Raw genomic sequence first — 17,905 nt, 5'->3', positions numbered from 1 at the left:
CCTGGGCCGAAGCTTTGATGCGCTCAACCCGTTACCCAGAAAATCCCCTCATTTGGGGGTGTCTGGGTTTTTTCACCACCCGATCGGGGATAAGCATGCCGCGCAGAACGGTTGCCCCTTTTCGCCGAGGCTGCCTGCTACATCTGCCCGCCAATCCACTTCGCCATGGACAACCTCGACCCCCGGTCCTTATGCTCCCCGGCATCACATGAAAAACAACTACAACTTCCATGGATATCGAACTCCCCGCGAGCGCCTTCTGGCGACGGCTGGCCCGGCCTCGCCGCAGCCTGGTGGCACGCTATACGCTGCTTTCAATCGTGGTCATGAGTGTGGCGCTGATTGCGCTGGCGGTGCTCTATGAGCAGTTGGCCAAGGACCTGCTCAACCGCCTGACCGGCGAACGCCTCGATGCCCAGGCGCTGTCCACGGCGAACCGGCTGTCGTCGTTTCTCGACGACCGTTTCTACCAGCTCTCGGCCCTGTCCAATCATCCCAGCATGCCCGAGTTCGTTGCCGAGCAAGCCCAGCCGGTGGGCGATGTCGATGCGTTGCTCAAGCTTGAAGGCGAATTGCCGTTTCTCTACGGCGTGCTGTTTTTCGACCAGAACGAGCGCCTGCTCAAGGTCATGCCGGGGCAGGCGGCCTCGGGGGCACCGTATTGGGGAGGCGAGGGGTGGTCGCTCGACGGCCTGGCGCGCCAGACCGTCGGCGATATCGAGGTAATCGGCCCGGTACTGCCCCAGGCCGGGCGCTCGGGCTGGTTGCTGATCCGCAAGACCATCCGCAACGGTCGTCTCGATCACCGCGTACGGATCGGCCTGCACCTGCGCCTGGCCTCGCTCACCGAGTTGCTGGTCAGCTCGGGCCTGAGCGGGGTGGTCACGCCGCTGCTGCGGGTGCCGGGCGGCGCCTTTATCGATGCGACTGGGCGCCAGGTCGAGGCGCCGAGCGACTGGCGCGAAGGCCCGGTGATCCTGCCCGGCTGGCAAGTGGTCTTCAGTGTGCAGCCCGGGGCAGTGCTCAAACCTCTGGACGACGCCCGCTGGTGGTTGTACCTGGCGGCGGTCGGTTTCATCGGTTTCATTCTGATCGTGTTCTTCACCCTGTCGCGCCAGTTGCGCGCGCGGGTAGGCACCCTGGTGGAAGGGGCACATCAACTGTCGTCGGGGGATCTTGGCTATCGCCTGCCGGAACAGGTCCATAACGACGAAATCGGCCGGGTCACCCGGGCCTTCAATGTCATGGCCGGTCGCCTGGCCGATGTCATGGAGCGTACCGTGCGCTCGGAAAACCTCGCTGTACTCGGCACCTTCGCCACCGGCGTCGCCCATGAAGTGCGCAACCCGCTGGCGACCATGAAGACCACCGTGCAGGCCTTGCTGCGGCGCGAGCAGGACGCAGAAAGGCGCTTGCTGCTGACCGACCTCTGCCAGGAAATCGATCGCCTGTCCCATGTCACCAGCGACCTGCTCGAATATGGCCGGCCGCGCCCGGCGGTCCCGCAGGTGGTGGACCTGGCCGGGCTGTTTGCGCGCACGGCGCGGCTGGTCGCGCCCGAAGCGCAGGCCAGGGGCATCACGTTTTCCAGCACCTGCAAGCCGGGCCTGCAGCTCTGGGTCGATCCGGACCAGGCCCAGCAGATTCTCCTCAACCTCTGCCTCAACGCCGTGGAGGCCAGCGCGCCGGGGCAGGGCGTGGCGATCGAGGGCCAGGCCTGGGGCGAGCGGGTCGGTGTGACCGTGGTCGATCAGGGCTGCGGTATTCCCGAGGCCGCCCTGCAGCAGGTACGCCAGCCGTTTTTTACCCTCAAGGCGCGCGGCACGGGGCTGGGCCTGAGCATCTGCCAACAGTTACTGGACGCCAACGTCGCGCGAATGGAACTGGCGAGCACCCCGGGCAAAGGCACGGTGGTGACCCTGGACTTTCCCGCGCCTGCAACGACTGACTGGAAGTGAGCGACCGATGTCCGAAATACACGTACTGATCGTCGATGATGAAGAAGCGCTGGTGCGCTCGCTGAGCTACGCCCTGCGTGGCGAAGGCATGCAGCCGCGCGCGGTCTACAGTGGCGAGGCGGCGCTGGCGCTGCTGGCCGACAGCTCGGTGATGGTCGATATCGTCCTGCTCGACCTGGGCTTGCCGGGAATCGATGGCATCGCCACCCTCGATGGCCTGCGCAAATGCCGGCCGAACCTACCGGTAATCATGATCTCCGCCCACGGCGACACCCGCGCCGCGGTGCAGGCGGTCAAGGGCGGGGCCACGGACTACCTGACCAAGCCCTTTGAGCTGGACGATCTGCTGGCGACCATCCAGGGCACCCTCGCGGTAACCGATGCCGTGGTGGCTGCCGTTCAAGCGCCGGGCAACCTGCTTGGCCAGAGCCAGGCCATGGGCAACCTCAACGCCGCGGTGCAACGGATCGCCCGCAGCTCTGCCACGCGGATCCTGCTGTTGGGTGAGTCCGGCACCGGCAAGACGCTGGTGGCCCAGGCGCTGCATGCCAACAGCGCGCGGGCCGCGCACCCGTTTATCGAGGTCAACTGTGCGGCGCTGCCGGAGCAACTGATCGAAGCCGAGCTGTTCGGCTCGGAAAAAGGCGCCTACACCGGCGCCCACCAGAAACGCATCGGCCTGGTCACCCAGGCCAACAACGGCACGCTGTTCCTCGACGAGATCGGCGAACTGCCGCTGGCGTTGCAGGCCAAGCTGCTGCACTTTCTGGAGAACGGCAGTTACCGCGCCGTGGGCGCAAGCCAGGCCAGCAGCGCCGATGTGCGCGTGGTGGCGGCGACCAACCGCGACCTTGCCGACGATGTGCGCCAGGGCCGTTTTCGCGAAGACCTGTTCTACCGCCTCAATGTCATCACTGTCGATATCCCGGCCCTGCGCGATCGTGGTGACGACATCCTGTTGCTGGCCCGGCATTTTGCCGCGCATCAGGCGCGGGAAGAAAAGGTCGCACCCATCTCGTTTGCGCCCGACAGCGCCGCCGCCCTGGTGCGGCATCGCTGGCCGGGCAATGTCCGCGAGCTGAAGAACCTGGTCGAGCGCCTGACCATCCTGCTGCCAGGGCAGGCCATCGGCACTGCCCAGCTACCCGCGCACCTGCAATCCGCCGAGCCTGCGGCCAGCTCGCTGTCGGCGCTGGACGACCAGCTCGAACGTGCCGAGCGTGAACTGGTCAACGATGCCCTGAGCCGCAGTGCCGGGCACAAGGGCCTGGCCGCCGACCTGCTGGGGATTTCCCGGCATGCGCTCAAGCGCCGTCTGCAGCGCCTGGGGTTGGCCCGAGGCGATGAGCGCTAACCGCTCAAGCGCTCGCGCGCGCTGAGCGCAAGGCGCTCAACATCCCTGGCAGATCGCCGCGCCGGTCCTTGGCGCGGCGCCCCTCAATCCCTGATATTCATCACGCAAAGCCTTGTTGCAGAGCGCTTTCGTGGTATTTCATGCACCGTGCGCCAAAGGCTGGCACAGCCTTTGCGATAGCCCATTTCGCTAACCGACAAGAGGCGTCCCCGAACGCCCCAAGGGATTCTATGCATCTGCCGTTTTCTCACCTGCTCACCGTCGTCGCCCTGAACGGCCTGCTGCTGGCTCACGCCGGGAGCGCGCACGCCGGACGCGTCGAACTGGGCGCGGCGGCCCCTCAAGCCGACCTGACCCTGGGTTGCCTGTACCCGATGACCGAGCGGGCGGCGATCTATGGCCAGGACAGTATCGCCGGCATCCAGGTTGCCTTGAGTGAACTGCAGGCCGAACGCGAAGCCGGGCAATCGGTGCCACGGATGCGGGTGATCATCGACGACGACCAGTCCAAGGCCTCCTACGGTGCGAGCCTGGCCCGGGCGTTTATCCGCAAGGACGGCGTGCAGGTGCTGTGCGGCATGGTGTCCTCGGGTGTGGCGCTCGCCGTGAGCCAACTGGCGCGAGAAGAGAAGGTGCTGATGATCGGCACCGACCATGCCTCGTCGCGCATGACCCTGGAAAACGGCCATCGCTACTATTTTCGCGTCACCAACGACACCTGGACTTCCATGGCCGCCGGGGCCCACTACCTCAAGGCACTGCAAGCCAGGACCGGCTGGCGTCGCCTGGCGTTCATCGGTCCTGACTACGAATACGGTCACGTGTCGCGGGACGACCTGCACGAAGCCTTGCGCCAGCTGGGCGTGCCGTTCGAAGACGTCATCGAGCTCTGGCCGCGCCTGTATGAGCCGGACTATTCGGCCTATATCGCCGCACTGGAACAGGCAAAGCCCGACATCGTCGTCTCGGCCCTGTGGGGCGGCGACTTCCACGCCTTCGTCAAGCAGGCCGCCGGTACCCGACTGTTCGAGCGCTCGCGGCTGGCCAACTTCGATACCGGGGGCAACTATGACTTCCTCGTCGCCCTCGGCGACAAGGCGCCGCCCGGGTTGATCCTGTCTGCCCGGCATCACAACAACTGGCCGCAGACAGCGCGCAACACATCCTTCGTCGAGCGCTTCCACACCCTGACCGGGCGCTACCCGACCTACGCCGCCGAAGGTGCGTACACCGGCGTGATGGTCCTGGCCAGGGCCAGCCAGAAAGCCGGTGGCGCCACCGACACCGAATCACTGGTCACCGCCCTCGAGGGGCTGGAGATCGCCTTGCCGGAAGATCCGCCGGGTTTCGTCTCGCGCATCGACCCGCTGACCCACCAGATCCTGCAGGCCCAGGCCGTCGGCACGCCGGTGCCCAACAACGATTACCCGCCCGCGCAACTGATGCTCGGCCATTGGTCGGTGTACTCCGCCCAGGACTTGTTGCCCGACCCGGCCATCCGCGCGCGCCGGCACGCCATGTCAGTCCGTAACCCCGAGGGGCATGCCCCTTAGCTTCGATAACCCGCAATGGAAATGACCATGAACAACTATAAAAATAGCGTCCAGCACTCCCTCAAGACCCTGCCCCTGGCCCTGGCGATCGCCACGGCGGGGGTTGCCAGCAGCTTCACCGGCGCGGCACTGGCCGCCGAGAACGGCAAGTTCCGTATTGGCGTGGTGACCTTCCTTTCCGGCCCGGCAGCCGGTCCGTTCGGCGAGCCTTCGGCCAACGCTGCGAAGGTACTGGTGGAAGGCCTCAACCAGGGCAAGCTGCCTGCGCCCTACGACAAACTGGGCATAAACGGCGCCGAGATCGAGATGGTGATCATCGATGAGGCCGGCGGGGCAGCCAAGCAGGTGGAGGAGTTCCGCAACCTGGTGCAGCGCCAGAAGGTCGATGCCGTGGTCGGCTACATCTCTTCCGGCGACTGCCTGGCGATCGCCCCGGTCGCCGAGGAACTGGGGGCGATGACCGTGTTCTACGATTGCGGCACTTCGCAGCTGTTCAGCGAAGACAAGACCCCGCAGTTCGTCTTCCGTACCAGCCTCGACGCTGCCGTCGACAACATCGGCGCTGCCCGCTACCTGGCCAGGACCCGTCCGGACGCGGTGCGTGTCGGCGGCATCCAGCAGAACTATGCCTGGGGCCAGGACAGCTGGAACGACTTCACCCTGTCCATGGCGCAGATCATGCCCAAGACCCAGGTGGTCGAATCGCAGATGCCCAAGGTCTTCCAGGGTCAGTACGGCGCGGAAATCTCGGCGCTGTCGGTCAAGCGCCCGGACATCATCCACTCCAGCTTCTGGGGCGGCGACATGGAGGCCCTGGTGCTCCAGGCCAACTCCCGCGGCCTGCTGGAAGACGCCACCGCCGTGCTGACCTGTGGCGAATCGGCGCTGGCACGCTACAAGGACCAGGCCCCCAACGGCATGATCATCGGCGGTCGTGGTCCGTTCGGTGCCTTCGCGCCCGAGAACGCCCTGAACAACTGGTTCACCCAGGCCTATCAGTCCGCCTACAAGGCCGCGCCGACCTACCCGGCGAGCAAGATGGCCCAGGCCATCCTGGGCCTTAAATTCGCCGCGGAAAATGCCAAGGCCGAGCCCGGCAAGGTGCCAGCAGCACTGGAGATGGCCAAGGCCTTCAAGGGCGCGACCTTCGAGTCGGTCTCCGGCACCGTGCAGATGGCCCGCGCCGGCGGCCATCAGGCCATGCAGGGTATCGCCTACGGTGAGTACCACTATGACGCGGCCAGCCAGAAAGGCAGCGTGCAGAACGTCATCGCCTTCTCCGGCGAGTGCGTGACCCCGCCTGACGGCACCACCGCCCATGACTGGATCAAGGCCGGTTTCCCTGGCGCGCAGTGCAACTGATCGCGTTGCACACCTGACTGACCGTGGCGGCCGCTGCCGGCCGCCACTCTTGCCAAGGTAGAACCTTATGCTGAGTCTTTACGCGGTGCTGATCGACGGCGCCATCTATGCCTCGTGGCTGTTTCTGGTCGCGGCGGGGCTCACCGTCATCTACGGTGTCATGCGCATCCTGAACATGGCCCATGGCAGCTTCTACGCCATCGGCGCCTATGCCGCCGCCTCGCTGGTGGGCTGGTATTTCAATAACGGGGTAGGGCCGGTGTGGGTCGGCTACCTGATGATGCTCGGCTGCGCCCTGGCCGCCGGGCTGGTGGTCGGACTGCTGATCGAGCGCGGCTTGCTGCGGTTCATGTACGGCCGCGATGAAGTGCTGATGGTGATCATCACCTACGCCTTGCTGCTGATCCTCGAAGACGCCATGAAGATGATCTGGGGCGTCAACCCGTACTTCGCTTACCAGCCTTACGCAGAAATGGGCCGCAGCGTGCTGGCCGGGCTGAAAGTCTCCAACTACGACCTGATGCTGGTGGGCGTCTCGCTGGTGTTGGGCCTTGGCCTGTGGCTGTGGCTGGAGCGCACCCACCAGGGCAAGGTGCTGCGCGCGGTGATCCATGACCGCGAAGTGGCCCAGGCCATGGGCGTCAACGTGCGCCGGGTGTTCACCCTGGTGTTCATCCTCGGCACCGTACTCGGCACCCTGGCGGGCGCCCTGACAGCACCGGCGATCTCGGTGGCGCCGGGCATCGGCGTGGAAATCATTGTGCTGGCTTTTGCCGTGGTGGTGATCGGTGGCATGGGCAGCATCGAAGGCGCCGCCCTCGGCGCCTTGCTGGTGGGCCTGAGCCGCGCGGCGGCGGTGCACTACGCACCGCAATTCGAACTCTTTGTGATCTATGGCGTGATGGCGCTGGTCCTGGCGGTACGTCCGCAAGGGCTGTTCGGCCGCGTGCTTGCGAGGAAAATCTGATGCGCCTGGATAAAACCGAACTGATTCTGCTCGGCGTCGCCGCCGTGCTCGCCTTCGGTGGCCTGATCGCCCCGCAATGGCTGGTGTTCCTGCTGACCATGGCACTGGCCAAGTCCATGGTTGTGCAAGGCGTGGTAATGCAGATGCGCGCAGGCCTGGTGACCTTCGGCCAGGGCCTGTACTTCTGCATGGGGGGCTACGCCGTCGGCATGAGCGGGCACTTCCTGGCCATCAGCGACCTGCCGACCCTGCTGCTGATCGGCGTCGCCGCGGCAGTGGCCCTGGCGATGCTGCTGGGCCTGTTGATGACGCGCTACCGCGAGATCTTCTTCGCCATGCTGTCGCTGGCGTTCTCGATGATCCTCTACGGCATGCTGGTGAAAAGCCCGGCCCTGGGCAGCACCGACGGCTTCAACGTCAAGGCCTGGACCCTGTTCGGCTGGAGCCCGGCCGCGGGGCAGGCACCGCTGGCGCTGTTCGTCATCATCGTCGCCGTGTCTGCGGTGCTCGCGGTGCTGCTGCACCGCTATGGCCGCAGCAGCGCCGGGGCGATGTGCGAGGCGATCCGCGAGAACGAAGTGCGGGTCGAGTACCTCGGCCAGTCGCCGCGCTGGGTGCTGTACATGAACTATGTCGCCGCCGCCGGGGTCTCGGCGCTGGGCGGGGGCTTCATGGCCCTGGCCGCCGGCCACATCGACCCGGAAATGGCCTACTGGATCACCTCCGGCGAGTTCGTTTTCATCGCCTTGCTCGGCGGCACGGCCCACGTGGCGGCACCGATCATCGCCGCCATCCTGTTCGCCGTGGTGCGTACCTATGCCATCGAGCTGGTGCCCCATAGCTGGCAGATGATCCTGGGCGTCACCTTGCTGGCAATCATCGTCTTTCTACCCAAGGGCCTGTGGAGCCTGTTCAGCGGCCGAGGCCGCGCGGCCAAGACAGTGGAGGCCAAGGTATGAGCTGCATTCTCGAAACCCGTGGACTGTACAAGGAGTTCGGCGCGGTCACCGCGGCCAGGAACGTCAACGTCAGCATCAGCAAGGGCGAGGTGGTGGGCGTGATCGGCTCCAATGGCGCCGGCAAGACCACCTTCATCAACATGGTGACCGGCTACCTCAAGCCCAGCCGTGGCGAGATCCTCTTCAACGGCCAGTCGATCATCGGCAGGACGCCACGCGCGATCACCCGCGCCGGCATGGCCCGCTCGTTCCAGGTCGCCCAACTGTTCCCTGAACTGACCGTGCTGGACAACCTGCTGGTCGCCCTGGCGGCCGCCGAGTCGCCGTTTCCGTCGCTGCTGCGACCGCTGCGCAATGACGCGCGGATCGCCCGTGCCGACGCGATTCTTGGCGAGTTCAGCATCCTCTCGTGGCGTGACAGCAAGGTCACGGCGGTGCCGCAAGGTGTACGCAAGCTGATCGATATCGCCATGGCGCTGATCGGCGACCCACAGATGCTCTTGCTCGACGAGCCCACCAGCGGCGTCAGCGCCGAGGAAAAGACCCAGTTGATGGACACGGTGATGCAGGTGGTGTCGCGCCACCAGGTGACCGTGCTGTTCGTCGAGCACGACATGGACGTGGTGCGCCGCTACGTGTCGCGAATCCTTGCGTTCTACAGCGGTGAAGTGCTGGCCGACGGCCCGCCGCAATCGGTATTGGCCAACACCCGGGTCCAGGAACTGGTCACCGGGGGGCAGCGGGCACACAAGGGGGCAACCGCATGAGCCTGGAAATTCGCAACCTCAACGTGGCCATCGAATCGGTGCCGATCCTGCACAACGTCTCGCTGGACGTCGGTGCCGGACAGATGGTCGGCCTGATCGGGCACAACGGCGCTGGCAAGACCACACTGATCCGCACCTTGATGGGCCTGCTCGACGCCAGCTCCGGTTCGATCCGTTTCGCCGGCAATGACCTGCGCGCGCAGCCGGGGCACCAGCGCGCGGCAGCAGGCATCAGCTACCTGCCGGAAGACCGCCGGCTGATTCCGGCACTGACGGTGGAGGAGAACATCCTGCTGCCGGTGTGGGCCAACAAGCTGCCCGGCAGTGCCGAGCGCCTGGAGTGGGTCTACAGCCTGATCCCGGAAATCGCCCAGTTCCGCGACCGCCGCGCCATGCAGCTGTCCGGCGGCCAGCAGAAGCTGGTGGCCCTGGCCCGGGCGCTGATGCCGGGCAACCGCCTGCTGATCCTCGACGAACCGTTCGAGGGCGTGGCGCCGGTGCTGTCGCGCCGCCTCAGCGAAGTGATCGCCCAGCTCGGACAGCAAGGCCTGTGCGTGCTGATCTCTGAATCCGATGACACCCATTCCGCTGACCTGGTCGATGCGCTGTACCGCATCGAGCGCGGCAGCGTGCGAGCAGGATAACCGCCATGTCGAACTTTACCTTTGAAACCACACCACGGGTGATCTGCGAAGTCGATGGCGCCTTGCGCCTCGGCACCCTGTGCCGCGAGCTTGGTGCCGAACGGGTGTTGCTGGTAAGCGATCCGGGGCTGCAACGGGCCGGCTTGTTGGAGGCGCCGATGCATGCGCTGCGCGATGCCGGCGTCGAGGTGACCCTGTACAGCGACGTGCAGGCCGATCCACCGCAGGCTTCGGTGCTGCAAGCGGTGGCGGCCGGGCGCGACTGCCGGGCCCAGGCGATCATCGGCCTGGGTGGCGGCAGCTCGCTGGACACCGCCAAGCTGGTGGCGCTGCTGTGTGGCCATGAACAGGCACTGGCGGACATCTACGGCATCAACCTGGCCAAGGGGCCGCGCTTGCCGCTGATCCAGGTACCGACCACCGCCGGCACGGGCTCGGAGGTCACCGCCGTGGCTATCGTCACCACCCCCAGCCACGAGAAGAAGGGCGTGGTCAGCGCCTTGCTCTACCCGGACATCGCCTTGCTCGATGCGCGCCTGACCGTCGGCCTGCCGGCAGCGGTGAGCGCCATGACCGGCGTCGATGCCATGGTCCATGCCATCGAGGCCTACACCAGCAAACACAAGAAGAACGTGCTGTCCGACGGCCTGGCCTTGCAGGCCCTGCGCCTGCTCGGTGGCAACCTCGACCGGGTGCTGGCCGAACCGGGCGACCTGCAAGCGCGCTCGGACATGCTCCTGGGTTCGATGCTGGCCGGCATGGCCTTTGCCAACGCGCCGGTGGCGGCGGTGCACGCGCTGGCCTATCCGCTGGGTGGGCACTTCCATGTACCCCATGGCCTGAGCAATGCGCTGGTGCTGGTGCCGGTGCTGAACTTCAATCGCAGCGCGGCGCAGTCGCTATACGCCGAACTGGCGGCGAGCGTGCTGCCCGGTCAGCGCTTCGACAACCCGGCGCAGGCCTGCGATGCCTTTATCGCTTTCATGACCGCGTTGGTGGAACGCATGCCGTTCGCCCAGCGCCTGGCGCAAGTGGGCGTGACCGAGGCGGACCTCGACCGGCTGAGTGACGACGCCATGAAGGTCGAACGCCTGCTGATCAACAACCCGCGCCCGGTCAGCCGTGAGGACGCCCGGGCCATTTACGCCTCGGTGCTTTGAGGAGATCGCCATGAATCACGCGTTCAGAAGTGTTCCCCGCATCGTCTGCGAGGTGGGCGCCTTGCAGGGGATTGGCCAGGTGTTCGCCGCCCTGGCTGCCCGCCGGGTACTGCTGGTGTGCGACCCCGGCATCGTCAAACTGGGCTTCGCCGCCAAGGCGTGCGCGGCGCTGGAGGCGGCGGGCTGCACCGTGGCCGTGTTCGACCAGGTGGTGGCAGACCCGCCGGCTGCGGTGGTCGAAGAGGCGGTGAGCCAGGGGTGTGCCTTCGAGGCCGATGGCGTGCTGGGCCTTGGCGGCGGCAGCTCGCTGGATGCGGCCAAGCTGGTGGCGTTGCTGATCAACAGCGAGCAGCGTCTTGAGGACCTTTACGGCACCGACAAGGCGCGCGGTCAGCGTCTGCCGCTGGTGCTGGTTCCGACCACGGCAGGGACGGGCTCGGAAGTGACCTGGGTCTCGGTGATCACCGACGCCCAGCAGCGCAAGCAGGCGGTCTACGCGGCGCAACTGATGCCGGACGTGGCGGTGCTCGATCCGGAACTGACCCGGGGACTGCCGGCCCTGGTCACCGCGGCGACCGGCCTGGATGCCATGGTCCACGCCATCGAGGCCTACACCAGCCGCACGCGCAAGAACCCCGTTTCCGATGGCCTGGCCACCACCGCACTGCGCCTGCTGGGTGGCAACCTGCGCAAGGTGCTGGCCGACGGCAGCGATCTGGCGGCCCGCTCGGCGATGCTGCAGGGCTCGCTGATGGCCGGCATGGCGTTCGTCAATGCCTCGGTGGCGGCAATCCATGGCCTGGCGTACCCGTTGGGCGCGCGCTTTCACATTCCTCACGGCCACGCCAACGCCCTGGTGATGGCGCCGATGATCCGCTTCAACGTGCCGGCGGCCCGGCAGCAGTACGCCGAACTGGCGGCGCATCTGTTGCCGCAGGCGGTGTTCGAGGACGAGGCCAGTGCTGCGCAGGCATTTGTTGAGGAGATCGAAGCACTGGTCCGCGACAGCGGGCTGGAAACGCGCCTGTCCCGGTTGGGTATCGATGAAGCCTCGCTGGCGGCGATGGCGGCGGAGGTGGTGACCGGGCTGAAGCGCTTGATCGACAGCAACCCCAGGGATATGACCGAAGCCGAGGTGGAGGGTATCTATCGGGGGATCTACTGAGGCTGTGACCATCGGCGGCAGGTTCGTCCTGCCGCCTTGGGGCTCGAAGAAAAGGGTGGGTATGATGTCTTCAATATGCTCACACCTACCCATCGAGTGGAACAATGTTATGCCAAAGCGCTGCCCGCTGCTGGCGAGGGTGGTCTGGGGACCCAGCCTGCAAACGGCCCGGTAAAGCCCTTGAACTCAGATGAGGTGAAAGCGTCGCAGAACCTGGTATTGGTTGGCCGTTACACAGCGGCGGACCTAGCATTTTTGCCAGTTGTTTGATAGCCGTTGGCTTGCATAGGATGGGCGCACAGTACTCAGGGCAAGAGTGCTGCGAACTCATTCAGAGGTTTAATACCATGGACACTTCACAAGACTTGCAATACAGCAGTAGCAAAGAATACCTGACAGCCAATCCGCAGGCACTAAAAGTTAAAGAAGGCGGTCATTTCATCGGCCGTTACCGCCTCGATTCGAGAGAGTGGGAATCTATTAGCACGCAGCGCTTATTTTACCTCCCAAATGCCAGCGACATGTCCATTCTAATAGCATATTTTGCCAACGAAAATGATAGCCACTCGCAGAACTTATCCTTGTTCTGGAAGGGCGCTCTGGCGGTAGGAACCTATGATTTTTCCAAAAATGACATCGATTTGTCAGGTATCTTCGAGCAATTTGATCATGCCGACGAGTACAACTTCAAGGCTGATTCAGGTCAGCTGATCGTAGAGCATGTTGGGGCTGATTACATTAGCGGTAAGTTAAACTTCACTGGACTCCCTCGCAAAGGAGAATACAAGAAGGTCACTGTCGAAATTACCGATTTCAAAGCTCTCCGCCCCAACTCTTAACGTAGCCCACAGTGCTGTTGCCTATCCCCCTGGCGTGACTTGCACATATTGCAAAAAAGCCGGCTGAAGTACGCCGAACTGGTGGTGCATCTGTTGAGGCTGTGTCCGTCGACGGCAGGTTCGTCCTGCCGCCTTGGGGTTCGAAGAAAAGGGCGGGTATGATGTCTTCAACATGCTCAAACCTACCCCTCGAGTGGAACAATGAATCGTCGCAAGAAGATCAAACAGTTACTGCAGGCTCACGCGAAAAAGGCCAGCGCCAAACTGGCACCTAAAAGCAAACCCAAGTACATCAGCAAAGCCGACCGGTTGAAGCTGGACGCTGAGGTGGGCTCTGTCGAGAGCACCGACTCGCAGGGCTGATGCGATCTGTGGGAGCGGGTATACCCCGCGAATGGACGCTGCGACGCATCGCGGGGCAAGTCGAATCGTCGCACCGCCGCTCCTACAGGCAGTCGATCGCAGCCTCGTTCCTCGGCAGCGGCTACCCCTGTAGCAGCAGCTGTCTTGATTGCCTGACGGTGTAGCCGCTGCCGCCAGGCTGCGATCGGTCGCGAAGCGACCGTAAAACCTGGCGACTTCAGTCTGTCGGGCACAACGAGGTGACCGGGCTGCGATTGCTGCGCAGCCGATCGCAGCCTCGTTCCTCGGCAGCGGCTACTCATGCAGGAGCGGGCTTGCCACTTGATCCGGCCCACAATTGGATCCTGAAACTAGACGAAAGGTTTGTCGGGTCATTCAAACGGATGATGGCCGGCAAAGTGCCGCCAACTACAGTCCTAGAGTCGAGAAACCTTCGTACTCTGAGGGCTCAGGTAATGGCCACCATCAATGGTAACGACAACGCCAATACGCTGACGGGGGGTACCGCAGCCGACACCCTCAATGGCCTGGGCGGTGACGATATCCTCATCGGCAATGCCGGTGACGATACGCTCAACGGCGGTACCGGCAATGACCGGCTGCTGGGTGGGCGCGGCAGCGATACCTACCTGTTCGGCCAGGGCTTTGGCAATGATGTGATCGACAACGCCGGGGGCGCCAGCAGTGATGTGGACGTCCTGCGGCTGACCAACCTCAACGCCAACCAGATCCGCTTGACCCGCATCGGCAACGACCTGGTGCTTACCGTGCTGGCCACCGGCGAGACCCTCACCGTGAGCCAGTGCTTTCTCGATGCCGACCATGCGATCGACCGCATCCAGTTCGCCGATGGCAGCCGCTGGGGCGCCACCGAGGCGCTGGCCAACCTCTATTACGCCCCCGTCGCGCCCACTGCGGGTGCCGACGTGATCAATGGCAACCCCACCGACGACACCCTCCAGGGCCTGGGCGGCAACGATACGCTGTACGGCAATGGTGGCAATGACACCCTCGACGGCGGCAGTGGCAACGACCGCATGGAAGGCGGCGTGGGCAATGACACCTATGTGGTCGATGCCGCCGGCGATGTGGTGGTGGAGGCCAGCAACGCCGGCGATGATCGGGTACTGGCCAGCATCAACTACACCCTGGGCAACAACGTCGAGCGCCTGACCCTGACCGGCAGCGCCAACCTCAATGGCACCGGTAACGCGCTGGCCAATACCCTGATCGGCAATACCGGCAATAACCTGCTGGACGGCGGTGGCGGCAACGACCTGATCCAGGGCGGCGATGGCAATGACACGCTGCAAGGCGGCGCGGGCAATGACAGTCTGGGTGGCGACGCTGGCAACGACCTGCTCGACGGCGGTGCTGGCAACGACAGCATGGCCGGCGGCAGTGGCGACGATACCTACGTTGTCGACCAGAGTGGCGACAGCGTGTCCGAAGTATTCGAGGGTGGTAACGATACCGTCCGCGCCTCGCTGAGCTACAGCCTGGGTGCCCACCTTGAAAATCTCGAACTTGCCGGCAGCAGTAATCTCAATGGCACCGGCAATACCCTGGCCAACAGGATCACCGGCAATACCGGCAACAATGTGCTCGACGGTGGCACCGGTGACGACCTGCTGGCGGGCCGTCGTGGCAGCGATACCTACCGGTATGGCATCAACTATGGCAACGACGTGATCGACAACAGTGGCGGGGCCGCCACCGACATCGACACCGTGCAACTGGTGGGGCTCAACAGTAACAACGTGCGTTTCGTGCACCTGGGCGACGACCTGCAGATGGTGGTGCTCGCGACCTCGCAGACCCTGACCGTGAAGAGCTTCTACCTGGGCGCCGACTACGAGATCGACCGGCTTCGCTTCGATAACAACGTGGTGTGGAACACCGCCACCCTGAAGGCCGCGGCAACCCTGCCGGCCAACGGTGCCCCGAGTTCCACCAATGACAGCCAGACGACCCTGGAGGACACGCCGGTCATCCTCGGCAGCGCCGACTTCGGCACCTACAGCGACCCGGAAAACACCCCGCTGGCCGCGGTGAAGATCACCGGACTGCCGGCGCTGGGCAGCCTGCAGTACCACAACGGCAGTGCCTGGGTCGCGGTGGTCCAGGACCAGGTCATCAGCAAAGCCGACCTCGATGCCGGCAAGCTCCAATTCGTGCCGCCCCTCAATGGCAATGGCAGCAGTTACGTCGGCATCGGCTTCAAGGTCGGCGACGGTACAGGTTTTGCCGTCAACGCCAATACCCTGAGCATCACTGTCACGCCGGTCAACGATGCGCCAACCGTCAGTGGCCCGGTCAGCCTGTCCAACGGTTCGGAAGATACCGCCTATACCCTTACGGCGGCGCAACTGCTGGCCAATGCGAGCGACGTGGATGCCGGCACCACGCTGAGCGTGCAGAGCGTCAGCGTCGACTCAAGCCTTGGTGCCTTGACCAATAACAACAACGGCACCTGGACCTTTGCGCCGGCGAGTAACCTCAATGGTCCGGTGACCTTCGATGTGATCGTGAGTGACGGCAGTCTACAGGTCGCCACCTCCGCGCAACTGAACCTGGCTGCGGTCAATGATGCGCCTGTGGTGACGGTGGAGCTGTGGGTCGACGGCAGCGAGAACAGCTTCATCTCGACCAATGTGAGTACCGCCGTACAGGATCCGGACGGCGATACTCTGACCTACACCTTCGCACCGCAAAGCAGTCTGGGCGGCAGCGTTTCCATGTTTGCCGGGAATCCGGGGGCCTTTTTCTACAGTGGCAACGCCCCGGCAATCGATAGCCTCGCGGCAGGCGTGAAGGCCGTCGATGTGATTTCCTTTACCGTGCAGGACGGGCACGGCGGCTCGACCAACGGCACCTTCGAGGTGCGCCTGACGGGCACCAACGATGCGCCGATCGTGGCCTCTGCGTTGCTCGCGCAGACTGCCACTGAAGACTCGCCCTTCAGCTACAGCGTACCGCTCGCTACCTTTGCCGATGTGGACGTTGGCGACAGCCTCGTCTACAGCGCCAGCCTGGCGAACGGCAACCCGCTGCCGGGCTGGTTGAGCTTCGACCCGACCAGCCGCACCTTCAGTGGTACGCCGGGTAATGCGGATGTGGGCAGTTTGAGCCTGAAAGTGACGGCCACGGATGGCAGCGGTGCCAAGGTGAGCAGCAGCTTTACCCTGGCCATTGGTAACACCAACGATGCGCCGACACTGCAGGTGGAGTTGCTCGACCAGCTCAACGGGCTGGGGCAGGCGTTTGCCTACACCTTGCCGGCCAACACCTTTGCTGACGTCGATGTAGGCGACAGTCTGGTGCTCAGTGCCCGACTGGTGAACGGCGACCCATTGCCGGCGTGGCTGACCTTCGATGCGCCGAGCCGAAGTTTCAGCGGTACGCCGCCGGCAGGGACACAGCCTGGGGATATTGGCATCACGGTTACGGCAACCGACTCGGGTGGGCTTTCGGTGAGTGATGATTTCACGTTGAGCCTGTTGAGTGCGATGGTCGGTACACCGAACGATGACGCGCTCAACGGCAGCGTGATCGACGATGCGCTCTATGGTCTGGCGGGCAGCGATACGCTGAACGGTTTCGGTGGCAATGACTTGCTCGACGGCGGCAGTGGTTATGACTCTCTCTTTGGTGGCCAAGGGAACGACACCTTGTTGGCGGGCAATGACGCCGATGGCAGCTTTCTTCGTGGGGATGATGGCAATGACAGCCTGACCGGTAGCGATGGTGGGGACAATTTGCTCGGTGGCCGGGGCAACGACACGCTCATTGGCGGTAACGGCAATGACGGTCTGTACGGCGAGGCGGGCAGCGATCTGCTGCAGGGCGGTGATGGCAATGATTACCTGGAGGAATTCGACAACAGCGGTCAGGTAAGCATTAACAGTCTTGATGCGGGTGCCGGCGACGACACGATCCTGGTCTACCAGAGTCACACCAACACCGTCACCACGGTTGTTGGTGGTAGCGGACGTGATACCTACAGTTTGCAGAACTTCTCCATCGGCCAGCTGCTGGTCAGCGACTTCGCTGCTGGCGCCAACGGCGACATCCTCAATATCAATCAGCTGCTGCTGGCGAGCGTCGGCTACAGCGGCGGCAATCCCTTCGACCCGGCGCTGGGTTACCTGCGTCTGGTGCAGCAGGGCGCCGACACGCTGCTGCAGTGGGACAGCGATGGCGCGGGTTCCGTCACGAACGATTGGCAGACCGTCATCACGCTGCAGAATATCAACGCGGCGGCACTGACCCTCGACAATTTTTCGCCCGCCGCGCCGCCGGATGGCAGTTCATTGGGGCTGACGCTCAACGGTACACCGAACGATGACGTGCTCAACGGCAGTGTGGTCGACGATGCGCTCTATGGTCTGGCGGGCAGCGATACGCTGAACGGTTTCGGTGGCAATGACCTGCTCGACGGTGGCAGTGGTTATGACTATCTCTTTGGTGGCCAGGGCAACGACACTTTGCTGGCGGGTAATGACGCCGATGGCGGCTTTCTTCGTGGGGATGATGGCAATGACAGCCTGACCGGTAGCGACGGTGGGGACACTTTGCTCGGTGGCCGGGGCAACGACACACTCATTGGCGGTAACGGCAATGACGGTCTGTACGGCGAGGCGGGCAGCGATCTGCTGCAGGGCGGTGACGGTAATGATTATCTGGAGGAATTCGACAACAGCGGTCAGGTAAGCAATAACAGTCTTGATGCGGGTGCCGGCGACGACACGATCCTGGTCTACCAGAGTCACACCAACACCGTCACCACGGTTGTTGGTGGTAGCGGACGTGAT

General features: G+C 64.1%; 13 protein-coding genes. All 13 read left to right on the top strand.

The window, feature by feature from the left end:
• Positions 1–230 precede the first annotated feature (230 nt).
• Complete coding sequence (locus ACIQUS_RS08980; protein ID WP_403045684.1) at positions 231–1,958, top strand: ATP-binding protein; 1,728 nt, start codon at positions 231–233, stop codon at positions 1,956–1,958.
• Between the two features lie 7 nt (positions 1,959–1,965).
• The gene (locus ACIQUS_RS08975; protein WP_403045682.1) at positions 1,966–3,312 is read left to right on the top strand and encodes a sigma-54-dependent transcriptional regulator; all 1,347 of its coding nucleotides are present in this window, start codon (positions 1,966–1,968) and stop codon (positions 3,310–3,312) included.
• A 230-nt stretch (positions 3,313–3,542) separates the two neighbouring features.
• Positions 3,543–4,865, top strand: a complete 1,323-nt coding sequence (locus ACIQUS_RS08970; RefSeq protein ID WP_403045679.1) for an ABC transporter substrate-binding protein — start codon at positions 3,543–3,545, stop codon at positions 4,863–4,865.
• A 27-nt stretch (positions 4,866–4,892) separates the two neighbouring features.
• Positions 4,893–6,227, top strand: coding sequence for an ABC transporter substrate-binding protein (locus tag ACIQUS_RS08965; RefSeq protein ID WP_403045676.1), 1,335 nt, complete (start codon positions 4,893–4,895; stop codon positions 6,225–6,227).
• A gap of 67 nt (positions 6,228–6,294) precedes the next feature.
• Positions 6,295–7,194, top strand: coding sequence for a branched-chain amino acid ABC transporter permease (locus ACIQUS_RS08960; protein WP_285865040.1), 900 nt, complete (start codon positions 6,295–6,297; stop codon positions 7,192–7,194).
• Positions 7,194–8,153, top strand: a complete 960-nt coding sequence (locus tag ACIQUS_RS08955) for a branched-chain amino acid ABC transporter permease (RefSeq protein WP_403045672.1) — start codon at positions 7,194–7,196, stop codon at positions 8,151–8,153. The genes ACIQUS_RS08960 and ACIQUS_RS08955 overlap by 1 nt, the downstream gene beginning before the upstream one ends.
• Positions 8,150–8,920, top strand: coding sequence for an ABC transporter ATP-binding protein (locus ACIQUS_RS08950; protein WP_403045669.1), 771 nt, complete (start codon positions 8,150–8,152; stop codon positions 8,918–8,920). Before ACIQUS_RS08955 ends, ACIQUS_RS08950 begins: the two co-directional genes overlap by 4 nt.
• Positions 8,917–9,564 (top strand): ATP-binding cassette domain-containing protein, encoded by a 648-nt coding sequence (locus ACIQUS_RS08945; protein ID WP_403045666.1) that lies wholly within the window; start codon positions 8,917–8,919, stop codon positions 9,562–9,564. Before ACIQUS_RS08950 ends, ACIQUS_RS08945 begins: the two co-directional genes overlap by 4 nt.
• Positions 9,565–9,569: 5 nt before the next feature.
• Entirely contained in the window at positions 9,570–10,724 is a 1,155-nt protein-coding gene (locus tag ACIQUS_RS08940) for an iron-containing alcohol dehydrogenase (RefSeq protein WP_403045663.1), read from the top strand.
• A 10-nt stretch (positions 10,725–10,734) separates the two neighbouring features.
• The gene (locus ACIQUS_RS08935) at positions 10,735–11,889 is read left to right on the top strand and encodes an iron-containing alcohol dehydrogenase (RefSeq protein WP_403045660.1); all 1,155 of its coding nucleotides are present in this window, start codon (positions 10,735–10,737) and stop codon (positions 11,887–11,889) included.
• 347 nt (positions 11,890–12,236) lie between these two features.
• Positions 12,237–12,728, top strand: coding sequence for a hypothetical protein (locus tag ACIQUS_RS08930; protein ID WP_403045658.1), 492 nt, complete (start codon positions 12,237–12,239; stop codon positions 12,726–12,728).
• A 201-nt stretch (positions 12,729–12,929) separates the two neighbouring features.
• Positions 12,930–13,091 (top strand): DUF2986 domain-containing protein, encoded by a 162-nt coding sequence (locus ACIQUS_RS08925; RefSeq protein WP_403045651.1) that lies wholly within the window; start codon positions 12,930–12,932, stop codon positions 13,089–13,091.
• A 455-nt stretch (positions 13,092–13,546) separates the two neighbouring features.
• Positions 13,547–17,905, top strand: a 4,359-nt coding sequence (locus tag ACIQUS_RS08920; protein WP_403045648.1) for a putative Ig domain-containing protein, incomplete at its 3' end; no start/stop codon positions are given.

Source organism: Pseudomonas sp. NPDC090755 (genome assembly GCF_044769005.1).
Taxonomy (GTDB): Bacteria; Pseudomonadota; Gammaproteobacteria; order Pseudomonadales; family Pseudomonadaceae; genus Aquipseudomonas.
This window is presented reverse-complemented; position numbering and strand designations above follow the sequence as displayed.